Source organism: Nostocoides australiense Ben110 (assembly GCF_001050535.1).
Lineage (GTDB): Bacteria > Actinomycetota > Actinomycetes > Actinomycetales > Dermatophilaceae > Nostocoides_A > Nostocoides_A australiense.
Genome location: NZ_HG764815.1, coordinates 3,477,362 through 3,491,416, shown reverse-complemented (window position 1 = coordinate 3,491,416; position 14,055 = coordinate 3,477,362). Strand labels below are relative to the sequence as shown.

General features: G+C 69.0%; 15 protein-coding genes. 3 read left to right on the top strand and 12 right to left on the bottom strand.

Annotation, left to right across the window (positions count from 1 at the left end):
• Positions 1-6: 6 nt before the first annotated feature.
• Both dapC and fdxA read right to left on the bottom strand, forming a co-directional pair.
• Entirely contained in the window at positions 7-1,146 is a 1,140-nt protein-coding gene (gene dapC / locus BN11_RS17025; protein WP_048699524.1) for a succinyldiaminopimelate transaminase, read from the bottom strand.
• Positions 1,143-1,469 carry a ferredoxin gene (gene fdxA / locus BN11_RS23030; RefSeq protein ID WP_048699523.1) on the bottom strand — a complete coding sequence of 109 codons (327 nt, stop codon included), beginning with the start codon at positions 1,467-1,469 and terminating at the stop codon, positions 1,143-1,145. Before fdxA ends, dapC begins: the two co-directional genes overlap by 4 nt.
• Positions 1,470-1,507: 38 nt before the next feature.
• Between fdxA and BN11_RS17015 the strand changes: the two genes are divergently transcribed.
• Together BN11_RS17015 and BN11_RS17010 are read left to right on the top strand one after the other, a co-directional pair.
• On the top strand, positions 1,508-2,206 hold the full coding sequence (locus BN11_RS17015) for a dienelactone hydrolase family protein (RefSeq protein WP_048701822.1): 699 nt from the start codon (positions 1,508-1,510) through the stop codon (positions 2,204-2,206).
• Positions 2,203-3,210, top strand: a complete 1,008-nt coding sequence (locus BN11_RS17010) for a GNAT family N-acetyltransferase (RefSeq protein ID WP_157044243.1) — start codon at positions 2,203-2,205, stop codon at positions 3,208-3,210. Before BN11_RS17015 ends, BN11_RS17010 begins: the two co-directional genes overlap by 4 nt.
• Here the strand turns inward: BN11_RS17010 and BN11_RS17005 are convergent.
• The 4 genes from BN11_RS17005 to BN11_RS16990 form a co-directional block, all read right to left on the bottom strand.
• Positions 3,183-3,539, bottom strand: a complete 357-nt coding sequence (locus tag BN11_RS17005) for a winged helix-turn-helix transcriptional regulator (RefSeq protein ID WP_048699521.1) — start codon at positions 3,537-3,539, stop codon at positions 3,183-3,185. The two genes, BN11_RS17010 and BN11_RS17005, sit on opposite strands and share 28 nt — an antisense overlap.
• Positions 3,536-4,183 carry a CE1759 family FMN reductase gene (locus BN11_RS17000; protein WP_083433835.1) on the bottom strand — a complete coding sequence of 216 codons (648 nt, stop codon included), beginning with the start codon at positions 4,181-4,183 and terminating at the stop codon, positions 3,536-3,538. The genes BN11_RS17005 and BN11_RS17000 overlap by 4 nt, the downstream gene beginning before the upstream one ends.
• A 31-nt stretch (positions 4,184-4,214) precedes the next feature.
• Positions 4,215-5,390: an LLM class flavin-dependent oxidoreductase gene (locus BN11_RS16995; protein WP_048701816.1), complete on the bottom strand. Its 1,176-nt coding sequence runs from the start codon at positions 5,388-5,390 to the stop codon at positions 4,215-4,217.
• Between the two features lie 87 nt (positions 5,391-5,477).
• Entirely contained in the window at positions 5,478-5,936 is a 459-nt protein-coding gene (locus BN11_RS16990; RefSeq protein ID WP_201329291.1) for a mycothiol transferase, read from the bottom strand.
• A 229-nt stretch (positions 5,937-6,165) separates the two neighbouring features.
• On the opposite strand from BN11_RS16990, the gene BN11_RS16985 reads away from it, so the two are divergent.
• A complete protein-coding gene (locus BN11_RS16985) occupies positions 6,166-7,083 on the top strand; it encodes a DUF559 domain-containing protein (RefSeq protein ID WP_048699520.1) in 918 nt (305 codons plus the stop codon).
• Positions 7,084-7,207: 124 nt separating this feature from the next.
• Here BN11_RS16985 and BN11_RS16980 read toward each other — a convergent pair whose 3' ends face one another.
• The 6 genes from BN11_RS16980 to BN11_RS16955 all read right to left on the bottom strand — a co-directional run.
• Positions 7,208-8,926, bottom strand: coding sequence for a VanW family protein (locus tag BN11_RS16980; RefSeq protein ID WP_048699519.1), 1,719 nt, complete (start codon positions 8,924-8,926; stop codon positions 7,208-7,210).
• Positions 8,923-9,426 (bottom strand): flavin reductase family protein, encoded by a 504-nt coding sequence (locus BN11_RS16975; protein ID WP_048699518.1) that lies wholly within the window; start codon positions 9,424-9,426, stop codon positions 8,923-8,925. The genes BN11_RS16980 and BN11_RS16975 overlap by 4 nt, the downstream gene beginning before the upstream one ends.
• 4 nt (positions 9,427-9,430) lie before the next feature.
• On the bottom strand, positions 9,431-11,326 hold the full coding sequence (gene typA, locus BN11_RS16970) for a translational GTPase TypA (RefSeq protein WP_048699517.1): 1,896 nt from the start codon (positions 11,324-11,326) through the stop codon (positions 9,431-9,433).
• Between the two features lie 154 nt (positions 11,327-11,480).
• Positions 11,481-12,509, bottom strand: a complete 1,029-nt coding sequence (locus BN11_RS16965; RefSeq protein WP_157044242.1) for a polysaccharide deacetylase family protein — start codon at positions 12,507-12,509, stop codon at positions 11,481-11,483.
• A 64-nt stretch (positions 12,510-12,573) separates the two neighbouring features.
• Positions 12,574-13,521, bottom strand: a complete 948-nt coding sequence (metA, locus tag BN11_RS16960) for a homoserine O-acetyltransferase MetA (protein WP_048699515.1) — start codon at positions 13,519-13,521, stop codon at positions 12,574-12,576.
• Between the two features lie 49 nt (positions 13,522-13,570).
• Positions 13,571-14,055: (deoxy)nucleoside triphosphate pyrophosphohydrolase (locus BN11_RS16955; RefSeq protein ID WP_407667991.1), on the bottom strand; the 485-nt coding region annotated here is incomplete at its 5' end.

Sequence of the window (14,055 nt, the reverse complement as noted above, 5' to 3'; positions counted from 1 at the left end):
GCGGGCTCAGGCGCCGGCGAGCCGTCCGGCAGCGTCGGCGATCTGGGCGTCGGTGCCGGTCAGCGCGATCCGCACGTGCTGGGCGCCGGTGGGGCCGTAGAAGGCGCCGGCCGCCGCGAGAATTCCCTTGTCCGCCAACCGGTTCAGGGTGACCCAGCAGTCCTCGCCCGCGGTCGCCCACAGATAGAGCCCGGCCTCGGAGTCGTCGACGCGCAGCCCGAACGACTCCACGGCGGACAGCAGGGTGGCCCGGCGCACGGCATACCGAGCTTTGATCTCGGCGACATGGTCGGGGTCGGCGAGCGCGGCGACCAGCGCTCGTTGCACCGGCCACGGCACCATGAAGCCCGCGTGCTTGCGCACCTCCAGCACCCGCTGCACGAGCGCGGGATCGCCGGCGAGGAAGGCCGCGCGATAGCCGGCGAGATTGGACTGCTTGGACAGGGAGTAGCAGACCAGCATGCCGTCCATCGTCCCGCCGGTGACGCGCGGGTCGAGCAGCGACGGGGTCGTCGGCGGCTCGTGGCGCCAGTCCCCCACCGATCGGTCGCGCCAGTCGAGCTCGGCATAGCACTCGTCGGAGGCGACGATCACGCCGTGCCGGCGCGCCCATTCGACGACCTTGCGCAGGTGATCGACGCCGAGCACCTTGCCGTTGGGGTTTCCAGGAGTGTTGAGCCACAACAGTTTCGGCGCCGTCTTGCTCGTGACCGGGCCGAGGGAGGTCAACGCGTCCACAGCGAGCGGGGTGGCGCCGGCGAGGCGGGCGCCCACGTCATACGTCGGATAGGCGACGCGGGGGAAGGCGACCACATCCCCCGGCCCGAGGTCGAGGAGGGTGGGGAGCCAGGCGACGAGTTCCTTGGAACCGATCGTCGGCATGACGCCGGCCGGGTCGAGGTGGCGCACGCCGCGCCGCGCTTCGAACCACACCGCCACCGCCTCGCGCAGATCGGGGGTGCCGTGGGTCTGCGGATAGCCCGGCGCGTCGGCGGCCGCGCAGAGGGCGTCCTGGATGATCTGCGGCGTCGGGTCGACCGGCGTGCCGATCGAGAGGTCGATCAGGCCCCCCGCGTGGGAACTCGCCCGCGCCTTGATCGGCGCGAGCGAGTCCCAGGGAAAGTCAGGCAGTGAGCGCAGGCTCACTCGTCGTGCTCCTGCGGCGGCAGCGCCGCGATGATCGGGTGGTCCTTGGGAATCATGCCCATCTTGGCCGCCCCGCCCGGGCTGCCCAGGTCGTCGAAGAACTCGACATTGGCCTTGTAATAGTCCGCCCACTGCTCGGGCACGTCGTCCTCGTAATAGATCGCCTCGACCGGGCACACCGGCTCGCACGCACCGCAGTCCACACACTCGTCGGGGTGGATGTAGAGACTGCGCTCGCCCTCGTAGATGCAGTCGACCGGACACTCCTCGATGCAGGCCTTGTCCTTGAGGTCCACACACGGCTGGGCGATCACATACGTCATGGCGGCATTCTATGCAGGCCAGGCATACGCTGCGGCCCATGGCCAATGCATCCACCCCGGTGTCCGTCCCGACCGCGCTGGGCACCATGCCCGCCCACCTCTGGCTGCCGCCGGCCGGCCGCGGCCCCGGGATCGTGCTCTTCCAGGAGATCTTCGGGATCAGCGCCTACATCGAGAAGCGCGCCGCCGATCTGGCGCAGGCGGGGTATGTCGTGCTGGCGCCGGAGTTCTATTGGCGCCTGGGCGAATCCGGCGTGGCCGACGGGCCGGACATGCTCGAGCAGGGTGTCAACCTGATGCAGCGTTTCGACTGGGAGGCCGGGGTGCGGGACGGCTTGGCGGCCGCCGGCTGGCTGCGCGAGCATTCCGCTGTCACGGGCCGGGTCGGCTATGTGGGCTTCTGTTTCGGTGGCGGGCTCGCGTTCGCGGTGGCCGCGCACAGCGACCCCGATGCCCTCGTCAGCTACTACGGATCGGCCCTGCCGAACCTGCTCGACCTGGCCCCCCAGGTGACGGCCCCGAGCCTGCACCATTTCGGCGACGAGGACGCCTATATCGACCGGGAGACGGTCGAACGCATCCGGGCCGCCGTGGCCGGCGAGCAGACCGAATTTTTCACCTATCCCGAGGCCGATCACGCCTTCGACAACCCCGACTTCGTCAACCACCACCCGGAGGCGTCGGTCATCGCGTGGGGGCTCACGGTGAAGTTCCTCGCGAAGCACCTGCCGGTGTGAGCCGCGGGACCGGTATGCGTGCCACGGTTCGCTTCCGCCTCGACCCGCCACCTCCCCCCGGCGAGCCCACACTGACGGACGCGGTGGGCGAGGTGCTCGTCAACAGCGACGACGAGATCGTCGTCGAGACCCGGCGCGGGGTGGTCCGCATCCCGCGCGATCTCGTCGTCGCGACGCGCATCATCCCGCCCAAGCCGCAGCGCCGGGGCGTGGTGGGCGGCAGCCTGGCGCCGCTCGAGCTGCATCGTGCGGTCGCCGACGGCTGGCCGGCCATGACGACCGACTCCCTCGGCGACTGGCTGCTCCGCGCGTCGCGCGGCTTCACTGGCCGCGCCAATTCCGTTCTCCCCGTGGGTGATCCCGGACTCCCATTGATTCCGGCACTGGATGCGGTCGAGGCGTGGTACGCCGCCCGCCACCTTCCCGCGAATCTCACCATCGCCGGGCCGGTCGGGTTCGACCCGGCCGCTGATCCTGTCGGCGCGGCTGTGCTGGCGCGCGGGTATGTCGTGTCGGACCCCAGCCTCTTCCTCACCGCGGACGCGGCAGAGGTCAGCCGTGAGCTCTCCGACGCCGCCACGCAAACCGTTGCGGCAGTTGGCGATTCCGTGAGCGTCGAAATCGGGGACGAGCTGACTGAGGTTTGGCTCGCGGCATACGGCGGATATCGCTCCGGAGATCGCGAGGAGATCCACGCGGTCATGACCGGGTCCCCCGCGCAACGCTTCGCGACGGCACGGGCTGACGGCACCGTCGTCGGGGTGGGGCGGCTCGGCGTGAGCGGAGACTGGGCCGGCATCGCCGCGATGTGGGTCGACCCGGCATACCGCCGGCGGGGCCTCGCCCGCGCGATGATGCGCGAACTCGCCAGCGCCGCACCGGATCTCGGCGCTTCCAGACTGCACCTGCAGGTCTGGGCGCACAATGCGCCGGCCCTCGCGCTCTATGAGCGCATCGGGTTCCGCCGCCACCACGCCTATGTCAATGCCGTCACTTCCGGGTGAGCCTGCCCATAGGCGCGGATGGCCTCGAGCACCGGCGCGGCGTCGTGGCCGGCCTCGGTCAGGGTGTAGGTCACCGAGACCGGTGGACCGGGCTCGACGTGCCGGATGACGAGCCCCCGGGCGCACAACTCCTTCAGCCGGGCCGAGAGCACCGCGTCGGTGGCACCGCCGACATAGCGCGCGATCTCCGTGAAGCGCGTGTTGCCGACGAGCAGGGCTTCGATGACGGCGCCCGCCCAGGCCCGTCCGAGGACGCCCATGACACCCTCGATCACCGGGCAGCTCGCTCCGCCGGAGCGCTCCGGCGGAGCGAGCTTGCGGGCCGTCACCGGCCGGCTCCCGAGACCGACTGCAGCAGCTCGTCGAAGGGCGTGAAGCTGCCGAGCAGTGGGCCGGCGTCGATCTCCGCGTGACCGGAACCCGCCGGCTCCGGGGCTTCCGCAACCGTGACGCCACCGACCAGGGTGCGCAATTCCCTTGCCGCACGGTGGATTCGGCGGGTCAACTCGGGGGCGCCTGGGCCGCCGAAGTCGGCCGTCGCGGCATACACCCCGGTGGGCACGACGAGCAGGCCGAGGTAGGCGGCGAGGGGTCGCATCGCGTGTTCGATGACGAGCGAGTGCCGCTCGCTGCCACCGGTGGCGGCCAACATCGTGGGCTTGCCGCGCACGGCGTCGGGCTCGACGAGGTCCGCGAAGGACTTGAAGAGGCCGGCATACGACCCTTGGAAGGTCGGGGTGACGAGCACCAGGGCATCGGCGTCACGCACGCTCGCCAACGCCTCCGCGAGTTCCCCCGAGGGGAAGCCGGTGAGCAGTGCGTCGGTGATGGCGTGGGCGTGCTGGCGCAGATCGATGTGCCGGATCTGCGCGTCGGCCACCTCGGCCGAGATGGCCTCCACGAGACGGTCGGCGAGCATCCGGGTCGAACTCGGCTCTCGCAGCCCGGCATTGACGACGGTGATGGTGGTCATGCGTTCCTCCGTTCGGCGTCGGCAGACGCGGTCAGAGCGCGCTCGGCGCGTTGTCGGTCTCGGCGGTGGTGCCGGTCCAGCGGTCGGTGACCGGGGCGGCATACGACTGATCGGTCTCCTTCGTCGCGGTGGCGCGACAGGCGGCCAGCAGCGAGGCATGGGTTGGCGCGTCGGGCACGTGCCCGGGCTTCAGGGCGGCAAACTCCTTGCGCAACACCGGGATCACCTCTCCGCCGAGGATGTCGAGCTGCTCGAGCACGGTCTGCAGCGGCAGGCCGGCGTGGTCGATGAGGAAGAGCTGACGCTGGTAGTCACCGACATACTCACGGAAGCCGAGCGTGCGCTCGATGACCTGCTGCGGGCTGCCCACGGTGAGCGGGGTCTCGCGCATGAAGGACTCGAGCGAGGGGCCACCGCCGTACACCGGCGCGTTGTCGAAGTAGGGGCGGAACTCGCGGATCGCGTCCTGGCTGTTGGCGCGCATGAAGACCTGCCCGCCGAGCCCGACGATCGCCTGGTCGGCGCTGCCGTGGCCGTAATGCTCGAAGCGCCGGCGATAGAGATCGACCATCCGCTCCGTGTGCTCCTTGGGCCAGAAGATGTGGTTGTGGAAGAAGGCGTCGCCATAGAACGCTGCTTGCTCCGCGATCTGCGGGCTGCGGATCGACCCGTGCCAGACCACCGGCGGGATGCCGTCCAACGGCCGCGGGACCGAGGTGAATCCGTAGAGCGGGGTGCGGTACTTGCCCTCGAAGGAGACATTCTCCTCACGCCACAGCTTGTGCAGCAGGGCGTAGTTCTCGACGGCCAGGTCGATGCCGTCGCGGATGTCCTTGCCGAACCACGGATAGACCGGGCCGGTGTTGCCGCGGCCGAGCATCAGGTCGATGCGCCCGTCAGCGAGGTGCTGGGCATAGGCGTAGTCCTCGGCCAGGTGCACCGGATCGTTGGTCGTGATGAGCGTCGTCGCCGTCGAGAGGATGAGCTTCTCGGTCTTGGCGGCGAGATGGGCGAGCAGCACCGGCGGGTTGCCGGGCGCGGCGAAGGGCGGGTTGTGGTGCTCCCCGGTCGCGAAGACGTCGAGACCGACCTCTTCGGCCTTCTGCGCGATCGCGACCGTCGCCTTGATGCGCTCGTGCTCGGTCAGGGTGGTCCCGGTCACCGGATCGATGGTCAGGTCACCGACGGTGAAGATGCCGAACTGTATGATGCGCTCCTGTTGTCGTGGCAATGGGTCTGCCACTATCAACAACATAGCTGCTCAGGTATTCCGAGTGGTGCAGCCGCCCTCGTCTCAGCCGTAGGGCGCGTACTCCTCGTCGTCGTCGAGGAAGCCGTCGGCGCGTTCGTTGAGCTCGTAGGAACCCTTGCCGTCGATGCTCTCGCGGATGATGTCGGCGTGGCCGGTGTGCCGGGCGACCTCGGCGGTGATGTGTGCCAGCACCCAGCGCGCCTCCCAGCTGGCCAGGTCCGGCGGGAACCACGGCGCGTCGGGCACCGGCACGGCAGCGGCCAGGTCCGTGACGGACCGGATGTTCGCGTCGGTCGTCGCAACGCACCGGTCGAAATAGTCGAGAGTGTCCGCGAGGTTCGTCGCCTCAGCGACACACTCCTCGATCGTCTGTTCCTCGCCGAACTCCTCGGGGATCACCGGGTCCCCCGGCGCGGCCGCGGCCGCAGAAGTTGACGCTTTGGCGAACTCTGAGGGCGCCTCGCCGCGCCCGCCGGCCCACGGCGCCCCGGGATGGTGCACACCAGCTATGAGTAGCGTGGGCAGTCCCCGTGGTCATCTCTCTGACCAGCACCGATATCGGCGGTCACGAGGTGTGGCCCGCCTACTCATAGCTGGTGTGCACCCGCCCGCAGCCTCCTAAGCCTGCCGGGCCTGCCCGCCGAAGTCCCGGCGGGCGCATTACGACGGTTATCCACAGCCGGCTCCGGGATGCCGCGACAGATCCCCCATCACGCGACACCCTTCGAGCATGACAGTCAGCGAGACGCTGCGCGAACTCGGCGGCTTCGCCACCTATCGCGCGCTGCGGCAACGGCATTCGCGCAAAGAGTTGGTCCAGGCGCACGCGGCCGGCGCGATCGTGCGGGAGTCCCGAGGCCGGTATGCCGTCCCGGAGGTCACCTCGCACGCGGCCATCGCGCACCGTTACACCGCGGTCCAGTCCCACCTGAGCGCAGCGCTCGCGCACGGGTGGAAGGTCAAGACGGTGCCGGATCGTCCGTGGCTGTTGCTGACCCCGGGACGGCGCATACCCAAGGGCCTGAGGGACGAGGCTGAGTACGTCTGCCGCGCGACACTGAGCACGCACGAACGCAAAACCGGCGTGACGGCCCCGCTGCGCACCGTGATCGACTGCGCTCGCGAGCTGCCTTTCGACGAGGCGCTGGCGGTCGCCGACTCGGCGCTGCGATCGAAGAAGGTGCGGCGGGAGGACCTGCGCGCGGTTGCTGCTGCTGCCCGCGGTCACGACGCCGACCGGATCCGCACAGTGGTGGCCGCTGCGGACGGGCGGGCGGCCAACCCCTTCGAGTCCGTCCTGCGGGCCATCGTCCTGGAGATCGACGGACTGCACGTCATCCCGCAGGCGCAGATCGCCGAGCCGGGGCTCTTCGCGGTCGTGGACCTGGCCGACCGGGCGCGCAAGCTGGTCATCGAGGCGGAGGGATACGAGACCCACGGCACCCAGTCGGGTTTCGTCAAGGACGTGCGCCGCTATTCCGAACTGGCGATGTACGGATGGCGGGTGTTGCGCTTCACCTGGATCGACGTGATGTTTCACCCACAGTGGGTGCGCTGGGTCATCGAGACATGGCTGGCCGTGGACGACGGCACGCAACTGCCTCCCCAACCGGACGACAGCCCCGGGGTTTATGACCGCGCGAGCTGATCGGTGCACGCCGGCTACGAGTGTCGGCCGGATCCGCCGACAGCACGCCTGTGACCTGCACCTTCGTCCGGCAATCCGCCGCGGGCACCGACTACTCGTAGCTGGTGTGCACCGGTGCCGGCTACTACCCGGCGTTGGGGTGGGTGCAGATGACCAGGTCCTCGGGGATGTAGTGCGTGGTGAGATAGTCGGTCTTGACGACCTTGCCACCCTGCTTGAAGACGCGCCCCACGGTGACGTCGAAGCCGTCGTTCGGGCTCTGCGGGACGCAGTCCTCCTTGTCGTCCTCGATCCGCTGCGGTTTCGTGATATTGGTTCGGGGACCCTTCGTCGCCTCGATGTCCCACGTCTTCTTGCCCTTGAAGGTCACCGTGATCGAATCCGGGCCGACCGAGGCCTGGATGAGGATGCCGCCCTTGGTCGTGTTGGTGAAGCGGTTGTCGACGTTCGGCCAGCTGATGGTCGCCTCACGGCCTTCGGGGTAGCGGGAGATATAGAAGCTGTGCGGGGTGTACTGGTCGATCTGCGCGCCGGAGAAGAAGATCGCGTTGAACAAGGTGGTCGACACCTGCGAGATGCCACCCCCGTAGTCCTTCGTCAACCGGCCGTTGTAGATGACCGGCGCGCCGCGATAGCCCTTTTCCGGGGTCCGCTGCCCGAGCCAGGCGTTCAGCGAAAAGGTCTCTCCCGGAGCGACATAGGCGCCGTTGAGTCGCTTCGCGGCGAGGGTGATGTTGTGCGTCCGGTCCGGCGCGTAGGGGAAGTGGGTGGTGAAGGTGGAGATGACGCCGGTCGGCAGCGAGTCCTTGGCCTCCTTCGTCGTGAACTTCGCCGGCGCGGCCTTGGCTGCCACCGTGGCGACGCGATCATCGCTCACCGCGGCCTTCTCCACGGCGGCCGTCACGGCGTCGGCGTCGACGTCCAGCCCGTCGACGGACGGTTCGACATGGAAGGAGCCGTTGGCCGACGAGACGACGGCATCCTTGGCCTCCTTGAGAACACCGGCCTTGGTGCCGGCCGCCCGTACTGCCTTGACGAGAGCATTCTCGTCGTAGGAAGGCACCAGGTCACCGTTGGTCTCGGTGAAGCTCAACGTCTTGCCGATGGCGTCGGCAGCGAGCGGGAAATCCTTGCCGTCCACGGAGATCGTGACCGGGCCGGAGAGCACCTTGTCGGCAACCTCGCGCTTGGCCGACTCGGCCTCCTCGGTCGTCACGTCGGCCTCCTGCGCCGTCAGCGCCCCGTTGATCTTGCCGCCCTTCAGCCATCCGGTCGTGACCGCGTCGGCCGTCTTCGCGACATCAGCCGCGACCCCGTCCACCGCGTCCGTCACGACCGCTTTGCCGTCCTTGACGACGAGCCTGGCGTTCTTGGGCTCCACCGCGATCGTCTCGGCGATCTCGGTCAACGCGGCCGTGAGCTTGCCGTCGTCCACGGCGAGGACCGGGTCGCGCTCCACCGAGCCGGTCAGCCGGTCATACAGCGCGACGGGGTTGAAGCTCGCGCCGGTGAGGCCGTCGACGCTCGCGGCGTAGTCGACGGACAGGCCCGCCGTCGCCGGATCGAGGTTGGCCTGCTGCTCGCCGAACGCGACGGGCACCTTGGCTTTCGCCTTGTCCTGCAACCCTGTCCGCACTGCGTCGAGGGCCTCGGCATGCGTCATACCGCCGACCTGTACCCCACCGACCGTGGTGTCGCTGGCCGTCTTCGACCCGAGCGTGAGCGCGGCTGCGGCATACCCGGCCGCCCCGAGCACACCGAGCGAGGCCACGACCCAGGGCCAGCGGCGCCGGCGGCGCGGCGCCTGGGCGGGCGTCGTCGGAAGGGGTCGTGTGGTGCTCATGCAATGCTCCCGTAGCGGCTGCGGTAGTGGACGAGCGCGTCGTCCGGGTCGTCGTCGAGGCCGGTCGCGATGACCTCGCCGACGATGATGGAGTGGTCCCCGGCCTGATGTATGGCCGTGGTCCGGGCTTCGAGGGTAGCGAGGCTACCCGTGAAGAGCAGGACGCCACTCTCGGCGCGCCAGTGCGGAATCGCGTCGAACTGGCCGACAAGCGGCCGGCCGGGCGTGGCCAGCCACTCCGCGGCGGCCCGCTGCTTGCGGCCGAGGAGGGAGACCCCCCAGACGCCGGAGTCGGTGACCAGTTCGTGGAAGCGCGCGGCCTGCTCGACGCACGCGAGCACGAGCGGCGGGTCGAGCGAGACGGACGTGAACGCCGTCGCCGTCATCGCGTGGTCATGCCCGTCATGGTGGGCGCTGAGCAGCACGACGCCGCTGACGAGCCGCGACATGACGGCACGGAAGTCGTCCGCGCCGGCAGGTTGCGTTCGGTATGCCGTCATCCGCTCAGGAGTTCTTGGCCCTCGCCGCGGCGCGCGCTCGGGCGTTCTGGTCGAGTTCGACCTTACGGATGCGGATCGCCTCGGGGGTGACCTCGACGCACTCGTCCTCGCGGCAGAACTCCAACGACTGTTCCAGGCTGAGCCGCCGCGGCGGGATCAGCCGCTCGAGCACGTCGGCGGTGGAGGAGCGCACGTTGGTGAGCTTCTTCTCCTTGGTGATATTGACGTCCATGTCGTCGGCGCGGGAGTTCTCGCCGACGATCATGCCCTCGTAGACCTCGGTGGTCGGCTCCACCAGGAGCGTCCCGCGCTCCTGCAGGTTGAACATGGCGTATGACGTGGCGACACCCGAGCGGTCGGCCACCAGGGAGCCGGTCAAGCGGGTGACGATTGCGCCGGCCCACGGCTCGTAGCCGTGGAAGACGTGGTGGGCGATGCCGGTTCCCCTTGTCTCGGTGAGGAATTCGGTGCGGAACCCGATCAGGCCGCGGGAGGGGACGAGGAATTCCATCCGCACCCAGCCGGTGCCGTGGTTGGTCATCTGCGTCATCCGGCCCTTGCGCTGAGCCAGCACCTGGGTGATCGTGCCGAGGAACTCCTCGGGAGCGTCGATGGTCAGCTGTTCGACGGGCTCGTGCACCTTGCCGTCGACCTCGCGGGTGACGACCTGCGGCTTGCCCACGGTCAACTCATAGCCCTCGCGGCGCATCTGCTCGACGAGGATCGCCAGCGCCAGTTCGCCACGGCCCTGGACCTCCCAGGCGTCCGGCCGCTCGGTCGGGAGCACCCGAAGTGACACATTGCCGACGAGTTCGCGGTCGAGCCGGTCCTTGACGAGCCGGGCGGTGACCTTGGCGCCGCGAACCCGGCCGGCCATCGGCGAGGTGTTGGTGCCGATGAGCATGGAGATGGCCGGCTCGTCGACGGTGATCAACGGCAGCGGCCGCGGGTCGTCGGGGTCGGTGAGCGTGTCGCCGATCATGATCTCGGGAATGCCCGCGATGGCGATGATGTCGCCCGGGCCGGCGGAGTCGACCGGCTTGCGTTCGAGCGCCTCGGTCATGAGCAGTTCGGTGATCTTGACCTTCTGGACCGAGCCGTCATGACGGCACCAGGCGACCTGCTGCCCCTTGCTGATCCGCCCGTTGTGGACCCGCAACAGCGCAAGCCGGCCGAGGAAGTTGGAGGCGTCGAGGTTGGTGACGTGGGCCTGCAGCGGCAAGCCGTCGTCATACTGCGGCGCCGGAATCGTCGACAGGATCGTCGCGAACAGCGGCTCGAGGTCCTCGCTGTCGGGCAGCTCGCCGTCCGCCGGGCGGGTCAGCGACGCGCGGCCCGCCTTGGCCGAGGCGTAGACGATCGGGAAGTCGAGAACGTGCTCGGCGTTGCCGCCGTCCTCCATCAGGTCCATGAACAGCTCGTAGACCTCGTCCTCCACCTCGGCGATCCGGGCGTCGGAGCGGTCGACCTTGTTGATGCACAACACGACCGGCATGTGCGCGGCCAGCGCCTTGCGCAGCACGAACCGGGTCTGTGGCAGCGGGCCCTCGGACGCATCGACGAGCAGCACCACCCCGTCGACCATCGACAGTCCCCGCTCGACCTCGCCGCCGAAGTCGGCGTGCCCCGGGGTGTCGATGATGTTGATCGTCACGCCCTCGGGGTGACCGGCCTCCGCCGCCGCGGCACCGGAATACCGGATCGCGGTGTTCTTGGCGAGAATCGTGATGCCCTTCTCGCGCTCCAGGTCCCCGGAGTCCATCGCTCGCTCGTCGACGTGCTGGTGGGCGCCGAAAGCGCCCGCCTGCCAGAGCATCTTGTCGACGAGGGTGGTCTTGCCGTGGTCGACGTGGGCGACGATCGCGACATTACGGACGTCGCTGCGAGACTGCGTGGGCATTACCCGATTCTCTCAGGCCAAACGGCATACCGACGAATCCGCGAAACGGGGTCAGCAGGACTGTGTCGGCCGGGCGGCGCCGGTGGCGATGAGCGAGTCCATGTCGCGTTCCACAGATGACCGACCTCTTGGGCGAACGTCCCGCTCGCGGAGCCTACTTCGCGGTCAACGGCGGGATGCGTCCCCACGCCCGCGCGACGGTCGCCGGGTCGGTGACCTTGGCGCTGGGACTGCGGGCGTCGAGCATCTCTAGATAGGTGTTGCGACACGAGATCTCGGGCTGGCTGGTCCACCGGTTGCGCCAGTCGCTGCTCGTGCAGTCCCAGGAGAAGACCTGCGGCGTCGGCTGGGTGGGCATGGCGCCCTGCTTGCCCTCGACGAACCGGTACGCCTGGACGACCGACCAGGTGTCGGGCGCCGGGTTCATCAGGGTCTTGAGCCGGTTGAGATCGGTCGCGCGCCGGTCGTTGGCCACGGGGAAGTCGTAGCACTTCAGGTTCACGTTGTTGCACTGCCCGCCGTTGATCGACAGCGTCGTCATGATGTAGGGGAAGGTCGTCGCCTTCGCCTTGCGGGTGACGCCGTCGCCGTACTTGCGAAGGAAGGCGAAGTACTTCGAGACCAGCTTCTGCGCCGGCAGGTCCATCTTGTTGTTCGCGAACGCGAACGAGCCCCACGCGCGGGTGAATCCGTGGTCGCGGAAGATCGGCAGCGTGGCCGCGCTTTCGGCATACCGCTGCGCGTCAGTCGTCATCAGCGTCATGTTCTTGTAGTACATACCCTGTGAGGTGACCTGCCAGCCGTACTTGGAGCGCAGGTTGGCCAGGTCCTCCCACGACGACTGGAGGGTGTAGCCGCCGAAGCAGGAGTGGCCGGTGTCGACCGTGCGGCCGACGACGACCATGGCCGTGCCGGTGACTCCGCGGGCCTTCATGTCCTGGGCGTTCTGCTCCAGGGTGCGCGCGCCGGGGAAGGTGATCGAGCAGTCCCGCCCGCCGGCGACCTGCCAGTTGGCGCGCCCGAAGAGCAGAGAGATGTATGCCGGGGCCGCCTTCGCGGGTGCGCTTGCGGCGTCCGCGCCGCTCGCCGAGGCCGCCTGTGCGGTGGTCAAGGCAGCGCCCGCGATCAGACCGGTCGTGGCCGCGGAAATCACGAGGCGACGTGCCCCCGTACGTCGAGTCATGGATGCTAGTAAAGCCGACGACGCAGCGAAACGCCTAGTCCTCCGGTGTGCGGACACGCCCGCGTCAGTCTTCGTCGGACGGCGGGGCGGTGTGGGAGGAGATGGCCGCCAGATCGTATGGCGTGCCCTGGTAGACGCAGTAGTTGAGCCAGTTGGCGTAGAGCAGGAAGGCGTGCGAGCGCCAGCTCACCATCGGCGGCTGCGTCGGGTCGTCGCCGGGGTAGTAATGCCGCGGGACGGCGATGTCCAGGCCCCGCCCGATGTCGCGGTCGTATTCGGCCTTGAGGGTGTCCCGCTCGTATTCGGGGTGGCCGGTCACGTAGAGGTGGCGCCCGTCGGTGCTCGCCGCGAGATACACCCCCGCCTCGTCGCTGACCGCGAGCAACTGCAGCCCGTCGGTCGCCTCGACGTCGGACGCCCGGATCTCGGTATGCCGTGAGTGCGGTGCCGGGAAGACCTCGTCGAAGCCGCTCAGCACCCGGTTGCGCGGATCGAGGACGCGGTGGGCGAAGACGCCGAACATCTTGTGCGCCAACGGATATTTCTCGATGCCGTAGTGGTGGAAGAGGCCGGCCTGCGCGCCCCAGCAGACATACAGGGTCGAGTAGACGTGATCCGTCGCCCAGTCCATGATCTCGCACAGCTCGGGCCAGTAGTCGACGGCCTCGAACGGCAGCGTCTCGATGGGTGCACCCGTGATGATGAGCCCGTCGAACTTGTCGCCGCGGGCCTCTTCGAAGGTCGTATAGAAGGCGTCGAGGTGGGCCTGGGCGGTGTTGCGCGGATCGTGGCTCGCCATCCGGATCAGAGTGATCTCGAGTTGGAGGGGGGTATTGCCGAGCAGCCGCAACAGCTGGGTCTCGGTCGCCATCTTGGTCGGCATCAGGTTGACGATGGCGATGCGCAGCGGCCGGATGTCCTGGTGGCCGGCGCGGCCCTCGGTCATGACGAAGACGTTCTCGCCTTCGAGGATGCGCCGGGCCGGGAGGGCACTCGGGATGGTGACGGGCACGCGCTGAATCCTTCCGTGATCAGCCGCCCATTGTCGTCGCGGGGTCCGGTCAGTGCTCGGGCGTCCAGAGTGTGGCCGCGATGGCGGCCAGGATCGGCCGGTTGGCGGGGAGCCAGTCGACCGACCACAGGGCATGCTCGGGCAGCCAGCGCAGCTGCGAATGTCCTTCCAGCGGTTGGGGTATGCCGTCGCTCACCCGCGCCAGCCACACGAGCATCGCGTAGCGCTCGCCGAGGGGCCACCACCCGTCGAGCGGGCCGGGTATGCCGTCTCCCACCTCGATCCGTACGCCGAGTTCTTCGTGGATCTCCCGGTGGAGCGCATCGAGCGGCTCCTCGCCCGGGTCCACCTTCCCGCCGGGGATCTCCCAGCCGCCCGCCAGCAGCGGCGGCTCCGTGCGCTGGGCGCTGAGCAACTGGGTCGGCGCCGTGAGATCGTCAAGAAGCGCCGCCGCGACGACGGCGATCCGCCCGCCAGGGGCGAGGCTCGCCATCACGTCGCGTGGAGACGGCGGGGGGGGGCGGCGGGGAGGGG